This window comes from Pseudomonas sp. X4 (assembly GCF_040784925.1).
GTDB lineage: Bacteria > Pseudomonadota > Gammaproteobacteria > Pseudomonadales > Pseudomonadaceae > Aquipseudomonas > Aquipseudomonas putida_Z.
On record NZ_CP160798.1, the window covers coordinates 1,426,347 to 1,441,147 of the forward strand.

Consider the following 14,801-nt stretch of genomic DNA (forward strand, 5'->3'; position numbering starts at 1 on the left):
CAGTTGCCGAAGATCGCACATGGGCGATAATCCGCGCCCGATTCTTGCATGCACGCCTGCGTCGCCCACCACCCCGGGCGACACAGCCAAAGGGGCCGGCTACCCGCCAGCCCCGTTGCCAGGAGATACACGATGTCTACCCCACCCGTCACCCTGATGGTGTCGCGCCGCGCCGCCCATGGCCGCTACCAGGACCTGCTGGCCTGGCTGCATGAAGGCGAACAGCTGGCCACCGACTTCCCCGGCTACCTTGGCTCGGGCATCCTGGCGCCACCCCGCGACAGCGACGAATTCCAGATCATTTTCCGTTTCAGCGACGAGCCGACCCTGCATGCCTGGGAGCATTCCGCCTCGCGCCGGGCCTGGTTGCAGCGCGGCAACGGCTTGTTCGAACGCCCCAAAGAGGCGCGCGTAAGCGGCATCGACGACTGGTTTGGCACCAATATGGTGCAAAAACCGCCACGCTGGAAGCAGGCCGTGGCCATTTGGCTTGCCTTCTTCCCGGTCTCGCTGGTGTTCAACCTGGTGTTCGGCCACTGGCTGGCAGCACTGGACCTGCTACCCCGGGTACTGCTCAGCACCCTGGGCCTGACGCCGGTGATGGTCTACCTGTTCATCCCCCTTTCCACCCGCCTGCTGGCCGGCTGGCTGCATGCATCCCCGGCCCCGGCTGGCGCCCTGCGCAGCCGCTGAGGCCAGGCCGTACACGCGGTAGACAGTTCGGGTATGCTGGGCGGCAATCAAAGGACAGACAAGTTGACCGCCCCGAACATGAACAGCCCCATTCTCGTTACCGGAGCCAGCCAGCGCGTCGGGCTGGCCCTGGCCCTTGAACTGGCACAGGCCGGCCATACGGTGGTCAGTGCCAGCCGCAGCGTCCAGCCACAGGCGGCCCACCCGAATATCGTGCAGTTCCAGGCCGACCTGTGCCAGGCGGCCGACCGCCAGGCCCTGATCGAGTATCTGCACAACCATTACGACGGCCTGCGCGCGATCATCCACAACGCCTCGCTGTGGCTCGACGATGGCCTCGACAACCTCGAGACCATGTTCCGCCTGCACGTCGAAGCGCCCTACCACCTCAACCTGGCCCTGGGCGACCTGCTGACCAAGGTGGAAAAGGCCGACATCATCCACATTTGCGACGAAACCTCTTCACGCGGCAGCAAAAGCCACATCGGCTACGCCGCGACCAAGGCCGCGTTGCAGAACATGGTGCTGTCGTTCGCCGAAAAATATGCGCCCAAGGTGCATGTGAACGGTATCCTGCCGGGGCTGCTGATCCTCAAGGAAGGGGGTGACGAAACCTACCGCCAGCAGACCCTGAAAAAGGCCCTGCTGGAGTTCGAACCCGGCGCCGGCCCGCTGATCGAGACGGTCAAGTACCTGCTCGCCAGCCAGTACAGCACCGGCAGCCAGGTGGTCATCAACGGTGGCCGCCACCTGAAGAACCGCATGACCTGAGAGAAGCCCATGACCCCACAGCAACAGCTCGAACTCGAGGCCGCCGCGTTCCGGCGCCTGGTCGAACACCTGCAGAAGCGCACCGACGTGCAGAACATCGACCTGATGAACCTGTCCGGCTTCTGCCGCAACTGCCTGTCCAAGTGGTACAAGGCCGCGGCTGACGAGCGCCAGCTCGACCTGAGCCTGGATGACGCCCGCGAAGCGGTGTACGGCATGCCTTACGCCGAGTGGAAAGCCCAATACCAGAAAGAAGCCAGCGCCGACCAACAAGCGGCGTTCGAAAAAGGAAAACCCCGTGACTGACCTGAACACCCTGCGCGCCAGCCTGGCCAGCGGCCAACACGTGTTTGCCGACACCCTGGCGTTCATTGCCGACAACTACAGCTACCAGCCACAGGCCTTCGACAATGGCGGCGTGGCGAATGCGGCCGGGCAGAACGAAGGTTCGTGCAAGACCCTGGGCCTGGCACTGCTGGAAGGGCTGAGTGACCAGGAAGCGCTGCTGGCCTTTGGTGAGCACTACCGTGACGTGGTGGCCACGCCCGAGGGCAGCGACCATGGCAATATCCGTGCGCTGATCAAGCATGGGCTGGCGGGCGTCAAGTTTGCCGAGCTGCCGCTTGCGCGCAAGGCTTGAGATTTTGGGGCCGCTCCGCGGCCCTTTCGCCGGCAAGCCAGCTCCCACAGGTACCCCGCTGCCTTCAAACTGATCATCCCCCTGTGGGAGCTGGCTTGCCGGCGATGAGGCCGGTGCAGACAGCATCAACCCATGATCCTTCCTGGCACCTCACCCGCCAACCCACCCTGCCGCAACCACTGCAAGGCCACCGGCCACAAACTTTCGCGAAAGCGGTCATGGAAGAACGCGAAATGGCCAATTTCATCGACCGAGATATCCACAGGCGCAATGCGCAGGTGCTGGCGCTCGGCGCCCTGCAGATAACCCAGCAAACGTTCGGTCGCCGCCACGGTACCAAAGGGGTCATCGGTCAGGCTGATGGCCAGCGTCGCCGCCCGCACCTGGGCGAACGGTAGTGCCTCCAGTGCACGCCCGCTGGGTCGGTGCTCATAGCGTGGGGTACGGGTGGTCCAGTCGTGCACTACGCCGGATGGCGTGTCCTCCAGCCAACCCAGGCGCTTGCCGGGAAAGTAACCGAACACCCGGGTGAGCAGCGGCATTACCACATGCCACTTGCCGAACAGTTGCCAACGCTGGTCAGCCGCGTAATCGCGCCAATAGGCGAATTGCGCACCAACCATCACCACCCGGCGAACCTTGCTCGCCGACGGTGCCAGCCCCACTGCGCAGCCGCCAAAACTGTGCCCCACCACGTCCACCGGCTGGCCGGGGAAATGTTCTGCGGCATGCACCAGGATGGCTTCGAAATCCAGCCGGCCCCAGTCGCTCCAGGATGCCTGGAAGCCACGCAGCGAGGCCGGGCGGGATTCGCCGATGCCACGGTAGTCGTAGGTCAGCACATCGCAACCCTGGGCGAACAGGAAGTCGGCGAAACGCGAGTAATAGCGGCAGCGTACCGAGGTGGCAGCGTTGATGATCACCAGCGGGCGCTGGGGGTCAGGTCGGGCGTGGCGCCAACGGAAGCCGCCGAGGCTGTAACCGTCGGCCGCGGTGTGGCGAAAGGCAGTGGCGGGCTGGGTGAGGCTGCTCATGGCACATTCCCTGTTGTTGTGCGCCAAAGCTAGCAAAGATTTTATAGCCTGTACCGGCCTCTTCGCGGGTAAACCCGCTCCTACAGGTACTCCATTTCCCTCAAGTTAAAAGGGATCCCTGTGGGAGCGGGTTTACCCGCGAAAGGGCCGGTACAGGCCGACAGCGATTACAGCTCGACGCAGTCGAACTTCACATCGGTAGCCACATCTTCGTCGTAGTTGACGTCAGCGCGCTCGAAGCCGAACAGGTTGAGGAACTGCTTCTTGTAGCCGGCATAGTCGGTCAGCTCGAACAGGTTCTCGGTGGTCACCTGTGGCCACAGCGCCTTGCAGGCGTCCTGTACGTCATCACGCAGTTCCCAGTCGTCCAGGCGCAGGCGGCCCTTCTCGTCGACCTCGGCCGGCGCGCCGTCGGCACGGTACATGCGGTCGCGGTACATGCGGTCCAGCTGGTCCTGGGTGCCTTCGTGAACACCCTTCTCCTGCATGATCTTGAACACCATGGACAGGTACAGCGGCATCACCGGGATGGCCGAGCTGGCCTGGGTAACCACCGACTTCAGCACCGCCACGTTGGCGCCGCCCTTGACTTCACCGGCCAGTTTCTTGTCCAGGCGCAGGGCGGTTTCGTCCAGGTCCTGCTTGGCCTGGCCCAGCGCACCGTGCCAGTAGATCGGCCAGGTGATGTCGCTGCCGATGTAGCTGAAGGCCACGGTGCGGGCGCCTTCGGCCAGCACGTTGGCGCCAGCCAGGGCGTCGATCCACAGCTGCCAGTCCTGGCCACCCATGACGGTGACGGTGTCGGCGATTTCCTGCTCGGTAGCCGGCTCGATACTGGCCTCGATGATGGTGTCCTTGTTGGTGTCGATGGCGGTCGACTTGTACGGCTGGCCGATCGGCTTCAGGGCCGAACGCACCAGTTCACCGGTCTGCGGCAGCTTGCGCACTGGCGAGGCCAGCGAGTAGATGACCAGGTCGACCTTGCCGCCCATTTCGTTCTTGATCAGTTCGATGACCTTGGCACGGGCTTCGTCGGAGAAAGCGTCACCATTGATCGACTTGCTGTACAGGCCTTCGGCCTTGGCGAACTTGTCGAAGGCTGCAGCGTTGTACCAGCCAGCGGTGCCGGCCTTGGTCTCGGTGCCTGGTTTTTCGAAGAACACGCCCAGGGTGTCGGCCTTGAAGCCGAACGCCGCGGTGATGCGGGCTGCCAGGCCGTAGCCGCTGGAAGCACCGATGACCAGGACCTTCTTCGGGCCATCCTCGCGCACGCCCAGCTTGCGGGTGGCTTCGATCTGGTCACGGACGTTGAGCTCGCAGCCCTTCGGGTGAGTCGTGGTGCAGATGAAACCGCGGACCTTAGGATGAATGATGGCCAATGTCTGTACCTCGTCAGGTTTATGCCGGGGGAAGCGCCGCCATGGGCGATTCCGGTTGATCAGAGGGTGAGACTACCCCCGCAGGTTATCCGACACATATTACGGGGTGATCTTGGGGATGCAAAACGGTGGATTACCTGTACCGGCCCTATCGCCGGCAAGCCAGCTCCCACAAAGACGGCGCAAAACCTGAGCCCTGTGAGGGACCTGTGGGAGCTGGCTTGCCGGCGATAGGGCCAGTGCAGGCAACATCAATCTGACAAGAGAGCCTCTTTCAGCCATTCCAGGAACTGCCGGGCCAGCGGATCATCCTGGCTATCCCGATGCACCAGGCAAGCCCACGCCGGCCCACGCACGCGCTGCGCCGACAAAGCCTGCAAACGCCCCTCCTCCACCGCCCGCCGCGCCAGCAACTGGCTGACCAGGGCCACCCCCAACCCCTCACTCGCCGCATCCAGCAGCAGCCCGGGGTCGGAAAAGTTCAGCCCCTTGCCCTGCTGCCCCACATCCTCGCCACCCTCCAGCTGCCAGTGGCTCCAGTCCATCTCGCGCTCGCCATGCAAGGTGGTGCGCCGCGACATCGGTGTTTGCAGCAACGCCGGGTGGCAGGCCGGGTACAGCTGGTCCTGGTGCAGCACGTTGAAGCTGCACTCGGCCTGGGCACTGAGGTCGTCGCGGATTGCCAGGTCGATGGTTTCGGTCGCCATGTCCGGCACCTCGAAACTGGTGAACAGCCACAAGTCGACATCCGGGCAGCGCTGGTGAAAGTCGGCCAGCCGCGGCAGCAGCCAGTGCCTGGCAAAGGCCGGGCTGGTGTTGACCACCAGTTGGTTGGGCTTGCGGTACTGGTCGAGCCGGCGAATGCCCACCGCCAGGTGCTGCAGCAGCGACTGCGTGGTGCTGAGCAGGTCGTGCCCGGCGTCGGTCAGGCTCACGCTGCGGCCACTGCGGTGGAACAGCGGCTGCTCCAGGTAGGTTTCCAGGCTGCGAATCTGCTGGCTGATGGCCGACTGGGTCAGGTTCAGCGCTTCGGCGGCCTTGTGGAAGCTGCCCAGCCGCGCAGCGGCTTCGAAGCCGCGCAGGGCATTCAGGGGTGGCCAGTGTTTGAGCATGATTGATAAGCCCTGCTGATCAGATGTGCGCTAAATCTATCGTTTGTCGCAGGCCAAGCCTAGCCATAGCATGGACATCAACACCCGCGACGGCGGGCTTCGTTGATAAAAATCCTTAATTGATCGGAGTTCACTATGCACCTGTCCCTCGACAGCGGCTGGCGCATGCCCGCCGAATGGGCCCGCCACGCTGCCACCTGGATGGTCTGGCCACACAACCAGGCCCTGTGGGAAAGCGGCTGGCACGTGCGCCTGGCCGACGTACAGCAGGACTACGCCCGGGTCGCGGCGGCCATCGCCCGTTTCGAGCCGGTGAAGATGGTGGTCGACCCTTCGGCCTTGCAAAGCGCACGTGCCCTCTGCGGCGCCAATATCGAACTGGTCGAAATGGCCGTGGACGACAGCTGGTGCCGGGACAGCGGCCCTAGCTTCGTCTGCCACCCACAGCATGGCCTGGCCGGCCTGAGCTGGCGCTTCAACGCCTGGGGAGGCAAGTCGCAACACGGCCAGGACTGCAGCCTCGGCCGGCGCATCCTCGACCACCTGGGCCTGGACGGTTTCAGCACGGCGCTGTGCAACGAAGGCGGGGCGATTCATGTGGACGGCGAAGGTACCCTGATCACCACCGAGTCGGTGCTGCTCAACCCCAACCGCAACCCTGGCGTGAGCAAGGCCGAGTTCGAGGCCTGCTTCGCCCGTTACCTGGGCATCCGCAAGACCATCTGGCTACCGGGCGACCCACAATACATCACCGGCGACATGACCGACGGCCACGTCGACGGTGTATGCGCCTTCGCCCGCCCTGGCGTGCTGCTGGTCGACGCCACCCATGACCAGCATTCGGTGTACGCCGAAGTCGTGCGGGAAAACCGCCGCGCCCTGGAACTGGCCACCGACGCGCAAGGCCGGCACTTCGAGCTGCTCGACCTGTATGAAGCCAGCGCCGCCGTCGACCAGGACGCCGAGGTATTCTGCGCGTCGTACACCAACTTCTACATCGCCAACGGCGCGATCATCATGCCGGCCTACGGCATCGCCGCCGACCAGGAAGCCGCCGCGCAACTGGCCCGCGCCTTCCCGGGCCGGGAGATCGTACCGGTGCGCATCGACCACATCGCCCATGGCGGTGGCGGCATTCATTGCATCACCCAGCAACAACCCGAGGTGCAGCCATGAGCCTGCTGCGCATCGCCACCACCCAGATGCCGTGCAGCTGGGACCTGCCTGGCAACCTCGACCGCGCCGAACAGCTGGTTCGCCAGGCTGCCACCAAGGGGGCCCAGGTGATCCTGCTGCAGGAGCTGTTCGCCACCCCGTACTTCTGCATCGAACAGGACCACCAGCACCAGGCCCTCGCCCAGCCCTACCCCGCCAGCCCGATCCTGCAGCGCTTCGCCGCACTGGCCGGCGAGCTGGGCGTGGTGCTGCCGCTGAGCTGGTACGAGCGCGCCGGCAATGCCTTCTTCAACTCGCTGACCGTGGCCGATGCCGATGGCCGCCTGCTTGGCGTCTACCGCAAGACCCACATCCCCAACGCCATCGGCTACCAGGAGAAGGAATACTTCAGCCCCGGCGATACCGGCTTCAAGGTCTGGGACACCGCCTTCGGCCGCTTGGGCATCGGCATCTGCTGGGACCAGTGGTTCCCCGAGACCGCCCGCTGCCTGGCACTGATGGGCGCCGAAGTGCTGCTGTTCCCCACCGCCATCGGCTCCGAGCCCGGCTGTGCCGAACTGGACTCGCGCGACCACTGGCAGGTGGCCATGCGCGGCCACGCCGCCGCCAACCTGTTGCCGGTGGTGGCGGCCAATCGCGTGGGCGAAGAAGTCGCAGCCAGCGACGCATCGTTGGCCATGCGCTTCTATGGCTCGTCGTTCATCTGCGACCACAAGGGCGCCATGCTCGCCGAAGCCGACCGCGACAGCAGTGGCATCTGGCTGCACGACCTGGATCTGGCCGGCATGCGGGAAGACCGCCTGAGCTGGGGCATCTACCGCGATCGCCGCCCGGAGATGTACGCACCGTTGCTGACCCTGGACGGCACCCACCCACACACCCTGAGGGCATGAGCATGAAACGCCACGTTCTGGCAGCCTTGGCGCTGGCCGTCTGCGCCTGCCAGGCTCAGGCCGAGCAGCCCGTGCTGCGCCTGTACAACTGGGCCGACTATTTTGCCGAGGACACCCTCAAGCAGTTCACGGCCGAAACCGGCATCCAGGTGATCTACGACGTGATGGATGGCAGTGAAGTGCTCGAGGCCAAGCTGATGTCCGGGCGCAGTGGCTACGACCTGGTCTTCCCCGGTGATACCGTTGCCGAGCGCCTGATGCGCGCCGGCAGCCTGCAGCCACTGGACCACAGCCGCCTGGAGGCCCTGGACGACATCGAGCCCGGACTGCGTCAGCTGCACGCCCGGTACCCCAAGGCCAGCCAGGCGACCGTGCCCTACACCTGGGGCACCATCGGCCTGACGGTGAATGCCGACAAAGTCCGCCAACGCATGCCCGATGCACCGCTGGACAACCTCGACCTGCTGTTCAAGCCGGAGCTGGCCGCCAGATTCGCCGACTGCGGCATTTCGGTCATCGACTCGCCCGACGAAGTGCTGGCAGTGGTCCTCAACTACCTGGGCCGCGAGCCACGCAGTGCCAAACGCGAAGACCTGGCCGCAGCCAGCGAACTGCTCAAGGCGATTCGCCCGTACGTGCGCAAGTTCCAGTCGCAACCAGTGACCGAACTGGTCAACGAGAACCTGTGCCTGTCACTGGGCTACAGTGGCGACGTGATCCAGGCGCAGCGTACCGCCGACGCCGCGGGCAAGCATCTCGACTTCCAGTACCGCGTGCCGCGCCAAGGCACCACGGTGTGGATGGATACCATGGCCATCCCGGCCGATGCCAAGCACCCGGAATACGCCTATCGTTTCATCAACTTCGTCATGCGCCCGGCGAACATGGCGGCCATCAGCAACTTCACCGGTTACCCTACCGCCAGCGCCAAGGCACGCCAGGCAGTGGACCCGCGCATGCGCGACAACCCCGATATCTACCTCGACCAAGCCACCTATGCCCGGCTGATCCCGGGCCGCGATATCCCACAGGCCGACATGCGTGCACGCATGCGCGTGTGGACCCGCTTCAAGACTGCACAGGACTGAGCCATGCCAAGCCGTAGAACCTTCCTGCAACTTTCGCTGGCCGCCGGCCTCGGTGCCAGCCTCGGCCTGCCGCTGGGCCTGGCCCGCGCCGAAGAACCGGGGCGCTGGTTCATGCCGGACGAAGGCGAGCCGCAGCAACGCGCATTCATCGCCTTCGGCGCCCAGGATGCGATCTGGGAGGACTTCACCGCCGATGTGCAGGCCGCCCTCGGTCGCATCGCCCAGGCCATCGCGCGCTATCAGCCAGTGACGGTGTTCTGCCGGGCCAGCGAGCGCGAGCTGGCCGAGCAGCACTGTGCCAGCCAGCGCACAAGTTTCGTCGAGTGCGAGTTGGACGACATCTGGATGCGCGACATCGGCGCCAACTTCGTCGTCGATGATGACGGAGCCCTGGCGGCGGTGGACTTCAACTTCAATGGCTGGGGCAACAAGCAACGTCACCGCAACGATGCCCAACTGGCCAGGCGCGTGACCACGCTGGCTGGCGCCCGCTACCAGCGCAGCGACCTGGTGGGTGAAGGCGGCGCCATAGAGGTGGACGGCCACGGCACGGGCATCATGACCGAGAGCAGCTGGGTCAACGCCAACCGCAACAAGGGCTGGAGCAAGGCCGAGATCGAGGCGGAGCTCAAGGAGCGGCTGGGGCTGAGCAAGATCATCTGGCTACCGGGCATCGCCGGCCAGGACATCACCGACGGGCACGTGGACTTCTATGCCCGCTTCGTCAGGCCGGGGGTGGTGATTGCCAACCTGGATAACGACCCGGACTCGTATGACTACGCCGTGACGCGCAAGCACCTGGATATCCTCAAGCGGGCCACCGATGCCGAGGGCCGCAGGTTGCAGGTGCATGTCGTGTCGCCGCCGCTGCACGGGCGGCGCAACAGGTTCAGCAAAGGCAATGACGACTTTGCCGCTGGGTACATCAACTACTTCGTGATCAATGGCGCGATCATTGCGCCACAGTTTGGCGATGGGGCGGCGGACGAGAAAGCGCGGGGGCTGCTGGCGGCGTTGTATCCGGGGCGGGATATCGTGCAGCTGGATATCGATGCCATTGCTGCGGGGGGCGGGGGGATTCACTGTGTGACCCATCAGTGCCCGGCGGTGTAGCAGGTGTTGCCTGTGCTGGCCTCTTCGCGGGCTTGCCCGATCCCACAGGCACTCCACAAGACTCAAGATTTGTGCAGTTCCTGTGGGAGCGGGCAAGCCCGCGAAGAGGCCGCCACAGTCAATCGCGGTGCCGACGGCGCCCCGTGATCATCGACCACGGCAGGTTTTCCCGCATGCGCACGCTCTCGTAGATGGCCGCCAGCACATGCACGCAAACCAGCACCAGCAGCGCGTTGGCCAGCCAGCTGTGCAGGTCCATCGGCCAGTCGACACCAAACAGCGCGTCCACCTCCTGCGACGCCCACCCGGTAAGGCCCAGACCGGCAATGCAGGTCAGCATCAGCACCATCACCAGGGCGCCAATCGGCGAATGCCCCATGTGATGGTCAAGCTCCCCATGCAGCAGCGCCCGGGCATGCCCGACCAGGCTTGCCGGGGTTGGCCAGAAGTCGGCCCAACGCGCGCTGCGTGGCCCGACAAAGCCCCAGATCACACGCACCACCACAACGGCCAGTGCGTAGTAACCCAGCCACTGGTGCCAGTCTTCACCCTCTTCGTTGAAGAAGTAGTTGGCGAAGAACACCACAGCGATCGACCAGTGGCACAGCCGCAGTAGGGGGTCCCACAGCTGTACCGTGCCGTCGCTGTTCAATCGTGATACTCGGTCTTGACTGCCTTGCCCGTCACTGGGTCATGGTAGATCTCGACCTTCTTGCCATCCTTGTCGAAACCGTAGATCTCGTAGCAGTTACCCTTGGTGACCTTGAACTTGTTGATCTTGTAGCCCTGCTCCTTGAGCTGCGCCTGGAATTTTTCCTGATCCTGCCAGGTGCTTTTGTCAGCGGTGGTGCATTCGGTGGCGGCGAATGCGGTGCTGCTGGCGATCAAGAGGGTCATGGCGATCAATGTACGCATGGGCATGAACTCCATTCAGATGAGTGGAAAAGCGCATCCCTCAGCATAGTTCTGCAGGCCGCTTTACGCTCATTCATTTGCTTTCCACATCAATCGCAAAGAAAAACAAACTTAACAAATGAGCCAAAGCCACCGATGCTTGAGGCACTACGCCCATCGCACGGAGAACAACAACATGAACGACGTGGTCATCGTCGCCGCAACCCGTACCGCCATCGGCAGCTTCCAGGGCGCCTTGGCCACTGTGCCTGCAGTAGACCTGGGTGCCGCCGTGATCAAGCGCCTGCTGGAGCAGACCGGGCTGGCCCCGGAGCAGGTCGACGAAGTCATCCTCGGCCAAGTGCTTACCGCCGGTGCCGGGCAGAACCCGGCACGCCAGGCCGCGATCAAGGCCGGCCTGCCCTTCAGCGTACCGGCAATGACCCTGAACAAGGTTTGCGGCTCGGGCCTGAAGGCACTGCACCTGGCCGCTCAGGCCATCCGTTGCGGTGACGCCGAGGTAGTCATCGCCGGCGGCCAGGAGAACATGAGCCTTGCCCCCTACGTGATGCCGTCGGCCCGCACCGGCCAGCGCATGGGCCATGGCCAGCTGATCGACAGCATGATCACCGACGGCCTGTGGGATGCCTTCAACGACTACCACATGGGTATCACTGCCGAAAACCTGGTGGACCAGTACGGCCTCAGCCGTGAGCAGCAGGATGCCTTTGCCGCCGAGTCGCAGCGCAAGGCAGTGGCGGCGATGGAGGCCGGCCGTTTCGATGATGAAATCACCCCGATCCTGCTGCCGCAGAAAAAGGGAGAACCCAAGGTGTTCGCGCGGGACGAGCAGCCACGCCCGGATACCACCGCTGAATCCCTGGGCAAACTGCGCCCGGCGTTCAAGAAGGATGGCAGCGTCACCGCCGGCAACGCCTCGAGCCTGAATGACGGCGCCGCCGCCGTGCTGCTGATGAGCGCCGCCAAGGCCAAGTCCCTGGGCCTGCCGGTGCTGGCCAGGATCGCGGCTTATGCCAGTGCCGGTGTAGACCCGGCGATCATGGGCATCGGCCCGGTTTCGGCCACCCAGCGCTGCCTGGACAAGGCCGGCTGGCAATTGGCTGAACTGGACCTGATCGAAGCCAACGAAGCCTTTGCCGCGCAGGCGCTGGCCGTGGGCAAGGCGCTGGAATGGGATGCCGCGCGGGTCAACGTGAATGGCGGGGCGATTGCCCTTGGCCACCCGATTGGTGCGTCCGGGTGCCGGGTGCTGGTGACCCTGCTGCACGAGATGATCAAGCGGGACGCCAGGAAAGGCCTGGCAACCCTGTGCATTGGTGGCGGGCAAGGCGTGGCCTTGGCAATCGAGCGTTGATCTCGGACTGATTCAAGCAGGCCCGGCCTCTTCGCGGGCTTGCCCGCTCCCACAGGGACCCCACTGAAGCTGAATCCAGTGGGGGCCCTGTGGGAGCGGGTTTACCCGCGAAAGGGCCGGTACAGACAGCGAAAAATCAGGCAGTGGCACGCAGCTCGCGGGCAGCTGCGACCATGTTCACCAGCGCTGCCTCGGTCTCCGGCCAGCCACGGGTCTTCAGCCCGCAATCCGGGTTGACCCACAGGCGCTCGGCCGGGATACGCCGGGCAGCCTTGCGCAGCAGCTTGACCATTTCCTCACGGGTCGGCACCCGTGGCGAGTGAATGTCATACACACCCGGGCCGATCTCGTTGGGGTAGGCGAACCGCTCGAACGCCGCCAGCAGCTCCATGTCGGACCGCGAAGTCTCGATGGTGATCACGTCGGCATCCATCGCCGCGATCGACTCGATCACGTCGTTGAACTCGCTGTAGCACATGTGGGTGTGGATCTGGGTTTCGTCACGCACCCCCGAGGCACACAGGCGGAAGGCCTCGGTGGCCCACTCCAGGTAATGGGCCCAGGCGCCGTGGCGCAGCGGCAAGCCTTCACGGAAGGCCGCTTCGTCGATCTGCACGATCCTGATACCCGCCGCTTCCAGGTCGACCACTTCGTCGCGGATCGCCAGCGCCAGCTGGCGCGCCTGCACTTCGCGGCTCACGTCTTCACGCGGGAACGACCACATCAGCATGGTCACCGGGCCGGTCAGCATGCCCTTCATCACCTTGCTGGTCAGGCCCTGGGCGTACTTTATCCATTCCACGGTCATGGCCTTCGGCCGGCTCAGGTCACCAACGATCACCGCAGGCTTCACGCAGCGCGAACCATAGCTCTGCACCCAGCCGAAGCGGGTGAACACATAGCCATCGATCTGCTCGGCGAAGTACTCGACCATGTCGTTGCGCTCGGCCTCGCCGTGCACCAGCACATCCAGGCCCAGGTCCTCCTGGATTTTCACCGCATGGCGGATCTCGCTGTGCATGGCCTCGACGTAATCGGCCTCGGTCAGCTTGCCCTGCCTGTAGGCCTGGCGTGCCAGGCGAATCGCCGAGGTCTGCGGGAACGAACCGATGGTGGTGGTCGGGAACGCCGGAAGGTCGAGCCCCGCACGTTGCTTGGCGATACGTTGGGCAAACGCCGACTGACGCTGGCTGTCAGCGGGCTTGATGGCCGCCAGGCGGGCCTGCACGGCCGGCTTGTGAATACGCGGCGAAGCGGCGCGGCTGGCCTGCACGGCCTGGCTCTGGGCCAGTGCGGCGACCACATCGTCGGCGTGCGGGGCATTGATGGCCTTGGCCAGCAGCGCCACTTCCTGGCACTTCTGCACGGCGAAGGCCAGCCAGCTGTGCAGTTCGGCATCGAGCTGGTCTTCACGGTCCAGGTCCACCGGGCTGTGCAGCAGCGAGCAGGACGGCGCCACCCACAGGCGCTCACCCAGGCGCTCATGGGCATGGCGCAGTACCTCCAGCGCCTTTTCCAGGTCGCAGCGCCAGACGTTGCGGCCGTTGACTAGGCCCAGCGACAGCACCTTGTAGGCCGGCAGGCGGTCGAGGATGGTCGGGTACTGCTCGGGCGCCCGCACCAGGTCGATGTGCAGGCCATCGACCGGAAGGTTGGCGGCCAGGCCCAGGTTGTCTTCCAGGCCGCCGAAGTAGGTGGCGATCAGCTTCTTCAGTGGCGCCCGCTGAAGGATGTTGTAGACCCGCTCGTAGGCATTCTTCCAGTCCTGAGGCAGGTCCAGGGCCAGGATCGGCTCATCGATCTGCACCCATTCCACGCCTTGGGCAGCCAGGCGGTTGAGGATCTGGTCATACAGCGGCAGCAGGCGGTCGAGCAGCTCCAGCTTGTCGAAATCGTCACCCTTGGCCTTGCCCAGCCACAGGTAGGTCAGCGGGCCGATAACCACCGGCTTGACCGCGTGGCCCAGGGCCTGGGCTTCTGCCACTTCTTCGAACAGCTGCTCCCAGCTCAGGGCGAACTGCTGGTCGGCGGTGAATTCGGGGACCAGGTAGTGGTAGTTGGTGTCGAACCACTTGGTCATTTCCTGGGCATGCGCGCCGCCGCAGCAGCTGTCACCCACAGCGCCACGGGCCATGGCGAACAGGGTCTGCAGGGTGGGCCTGGCAGCGTCGTGGCTGCGAAAGCGCTGCGGGATCACGCCGAAGGTCAGCGAGTGGGTCAGCACCTGGTCGTACCAGGCGAAGTCGCCGACCGGCAGCAGTTCGATGCCGGCGTCTTTCTGCACCTGCCAGTGGCGGGCACGCAGCTCGCGGCCGACGGCACGCAGGCCGGCTTCGTCGAGTTCACCCTTCCAGAAGGCTTCCTGGGCCTTTTTCAGCTCGCGGTCGCGGCCGATACGTGGAAAGCCCAGGTTGTGTGCCAGTGCCATGTCTTGTCCCTCAGCATGCATAAATGAATGAGGGGATTTTCCGGGCGCGGGCATCTTGAGACAAACTCATTAAATTTGAGATGAACTCAAGGTTTTCTCATGTTCATGTTGTTGTGCTGCCTGTACCGGCCCTTTCGCGGCTAAAGCCGCTCCTACAGGTATCGCGCCACCCTGTGGGAGCGGCTTTAGCCGCGAAAGGGCCGGC

Annotated in this window: 15 protein-coding genes; 9 read left to right on the forward strand and 6 right to left on the reverse strand. The window is 64.6% G+C overall.

Annotation, left to right across the window (positions count from 1 at the left end):
* Positions 1-132 precede the first annotated feature (132 nt).
* From ABX298_RS06240 to ABX298_RS06255, 4 genes are read left to right on the forward strand one after another with little or no spacing between them, the layout of a single operon-like run.
* Complete coding sequence (locus tag ABX298_RS06240; RefSeq protein ID WP_367394185.1) at positions 133-693, forward strand: antibiotic biosynthesis monooxygenase; 561 nt, start codon at positions 133-135, stop codon at positions 691-693.
* Between the two features lie 33 nt (positions 694-726).
* Positions 727-1,464, forward strand: coding sequence for a dihydromonapterin reductase (folM, locus tag ABX298_RS06245; RefSeq protein WP_367394186.1), 738 nt, complete (start codon positions 727-729; stop codon positions 1,462-1,464).
* Positions 1,465-1,473: 9 nt separating this feature from the next.
* Positions 1,474-1,770, forward strand: a complete 297-nt coding sequence (locus ABX298_RS06250) for a DUF1244 domain-containing protein (RefSeq protein WP_003260708.1) — start codon at positions 1,474-1,476, stop codon at positions 1,768-1,770.
* Positions 1,763-2,104 (forward strand): HopJ type III effector protein, encoded by a 342-nt coding sequence (locus ABX298_RS06255; protein WP_003260709.1) that lies wholly within the window; start codon positions 1,763-1,765, stop codon positions 2,102-2,104. Before ABX298_RS06250 ends, ABX298_RS06255 begins: the two co-directional genes overlap by 8 nt.
* A 125-nt stretch (positions 2,105-2,229) precedes the next feature.
* On the opposite strand, the gene ABX298_RS06260 is transcribed toward ABX298_RS06255, so the two are convergent.
* The 3 genes from ABX298_RS06260 to ABX298_RS06270 form a co-directional block, all read right to left on the reverse strand.
* Positions 2,230-3,138 (reverse strand): alpha/beta fold hydrolase, encoded by a 909-nt coding sequence (locus ABX298_RS06260; protein WP_367394187.1) that lies wholly within the window; start codon positions 3,136-3,138, stop codon positions 2,230-2,232.
* Positions 3,139-3,305: 167 nt separating this feature from the next.
* Positions 3,306-4,517 (reverse strand): enoyl-ACP reductase FabV, encoded by a 1,212-nt coding sequence (gene fabV / locus ABX298_RS06265; RefSeq protein ID WP_075046363.1) that lies wholly within the window; start codon positions 4,515-4,517, stop codon positions 3,306-3,308.
* Positions 4,518-4,768: 251 nt separating this feature from the next.
* Entirely contained in the window at positions 4,769-5,629 is an 861-nt protein-coding gene (locus tag ABX298_RS06270) for a LysR substrate-binding domain-containing protein (RefSeq protein ID WP_075046364.1), read from the reverse strand.
* A gap of 135 nt (positions 5,630-5,764) precedes the next feature.
* Here ABX298_RS06270 and ABX298_RS06275 point away from each other — a divergent pair, with 135 nt between their 5' ends.
* The 4 genes from ABX298_RS06275 to ABX298_RS06290 are packed head-to-tail and all read left to right on the forward strand — an operon-like array spanning position 5,765 to position 9,899.
* On the forward strand, positions 5,765-6,805 hold the full coding sequence (locus ABX298_RS06275; RefSeq protein ID WP_367394188.1) for an agmatine/peptidylarginine deiminase: 1,041 nt from the start codon (positions 5,765-5,767) through the stop codon (positions 6,803-6,805).
* A complete protein-coding gene (gene aguB / locus ABX298_RS06280) occupies positions 6,802-7,698 on the forward strand; it encodes an N-carbamoylputrescine amidase (RefSeq protein ID WP_367394189.1) in 897 nt (298 codons plus the stop codon). Before ABX298_RS06275 ends, aguB begins: the two co-directional genes overlap by 4 nt.
* Before the next feature lie 2 nt (positions 7,699-7,700).
* Positions 7,701-8,786 (forward strand): extracellular solute-binding protein, encoded by a 1,086-nt coding sequence (locus tag ABX298_RS06285; RefSeq protein WP_289514463.1) that lies wholly within the window; start codon positions 7,701-7,703, stop codon positions 8,784-8,786.
* Between the two features lie 3 nt (positions 8,787-8,789).
* Positions 8,790-9,899 (forward strand): agmatine/peptidylarginine deiminase, encoded by a 1,110-nt coding sequence (locus ABX298_RS06290; protein ID WP_075046367.1) that lies wholly within the window; start codon positions 8,790-8,792, stop codon positions 9,897-9,899.
* Positions 9,900-10,017: 118 nt separating this feature from the next.
* On the opposite strand, the gene ABX298_RS06295 is transcribed toward ABX298_RS06290, so the two are convergent.
* Together ABX298_RS06295 and ABX298_RS06300 are read right to left on the reverse strand one after the other, a co-directional pair.
* On the reverse strand, positions 10,018-10,551 hold the full coding sequence (locus ABX298_RS06295) for a cytochrome b/b6 domain-containing protein (protein WP_075046368.1): 534 nt from the start codon (positions 10,549-10,551) through the stop codon (positions 10,018-10,020).
* Entirely contained in the window at positions 10,548-10,814 is a 267-nt protein-coding gene (locus ABX298_RS06300; RefSeq protein WP_025340633.1) for a PepSY domain-containing protein, read from the reverse strand. Before ABX298_RS06300 ends, ABX298_RS06295 begins: the two co-directional genes overlap by 4 nt.
* Positions 10,815-10,989: 175 nt before the next feature.
* On the opposite strand from ABX298_RS06300, the gene ABX298_RS06305 reads away from it, so the two are divergent.
* Positions 10,990-12,168, forward strand: coding sequence for an acetyl-CoA C-acetyltransferase (locus ABX298_RS06305; RefSeq protein ID WP_367394190.1), 1,179 nt, complete (start codon positions 10,990-10,992; stop codon positions 12,166-12,168).
* A gap of 136 nt (positions 12,169-12,304) precedes the next feature.
* On the opposite strand, the gene metE is transcribed toward ABX298_RS06305, so the two are convergent.
* Entirely contained in the window at positions 12,305-14,596 is a 2,292-nt protein-coding gene (gene metE / locus ABX298_RS06310; RefSeq protein ID WP_367394191.1) for a 5-methyltetrahydropteroyltriglutamate--homocysteine S-methyltransferase, read from the reverse strand.
* Positions 14,597-14,801 lie beyond the last annotated feature (205 nt).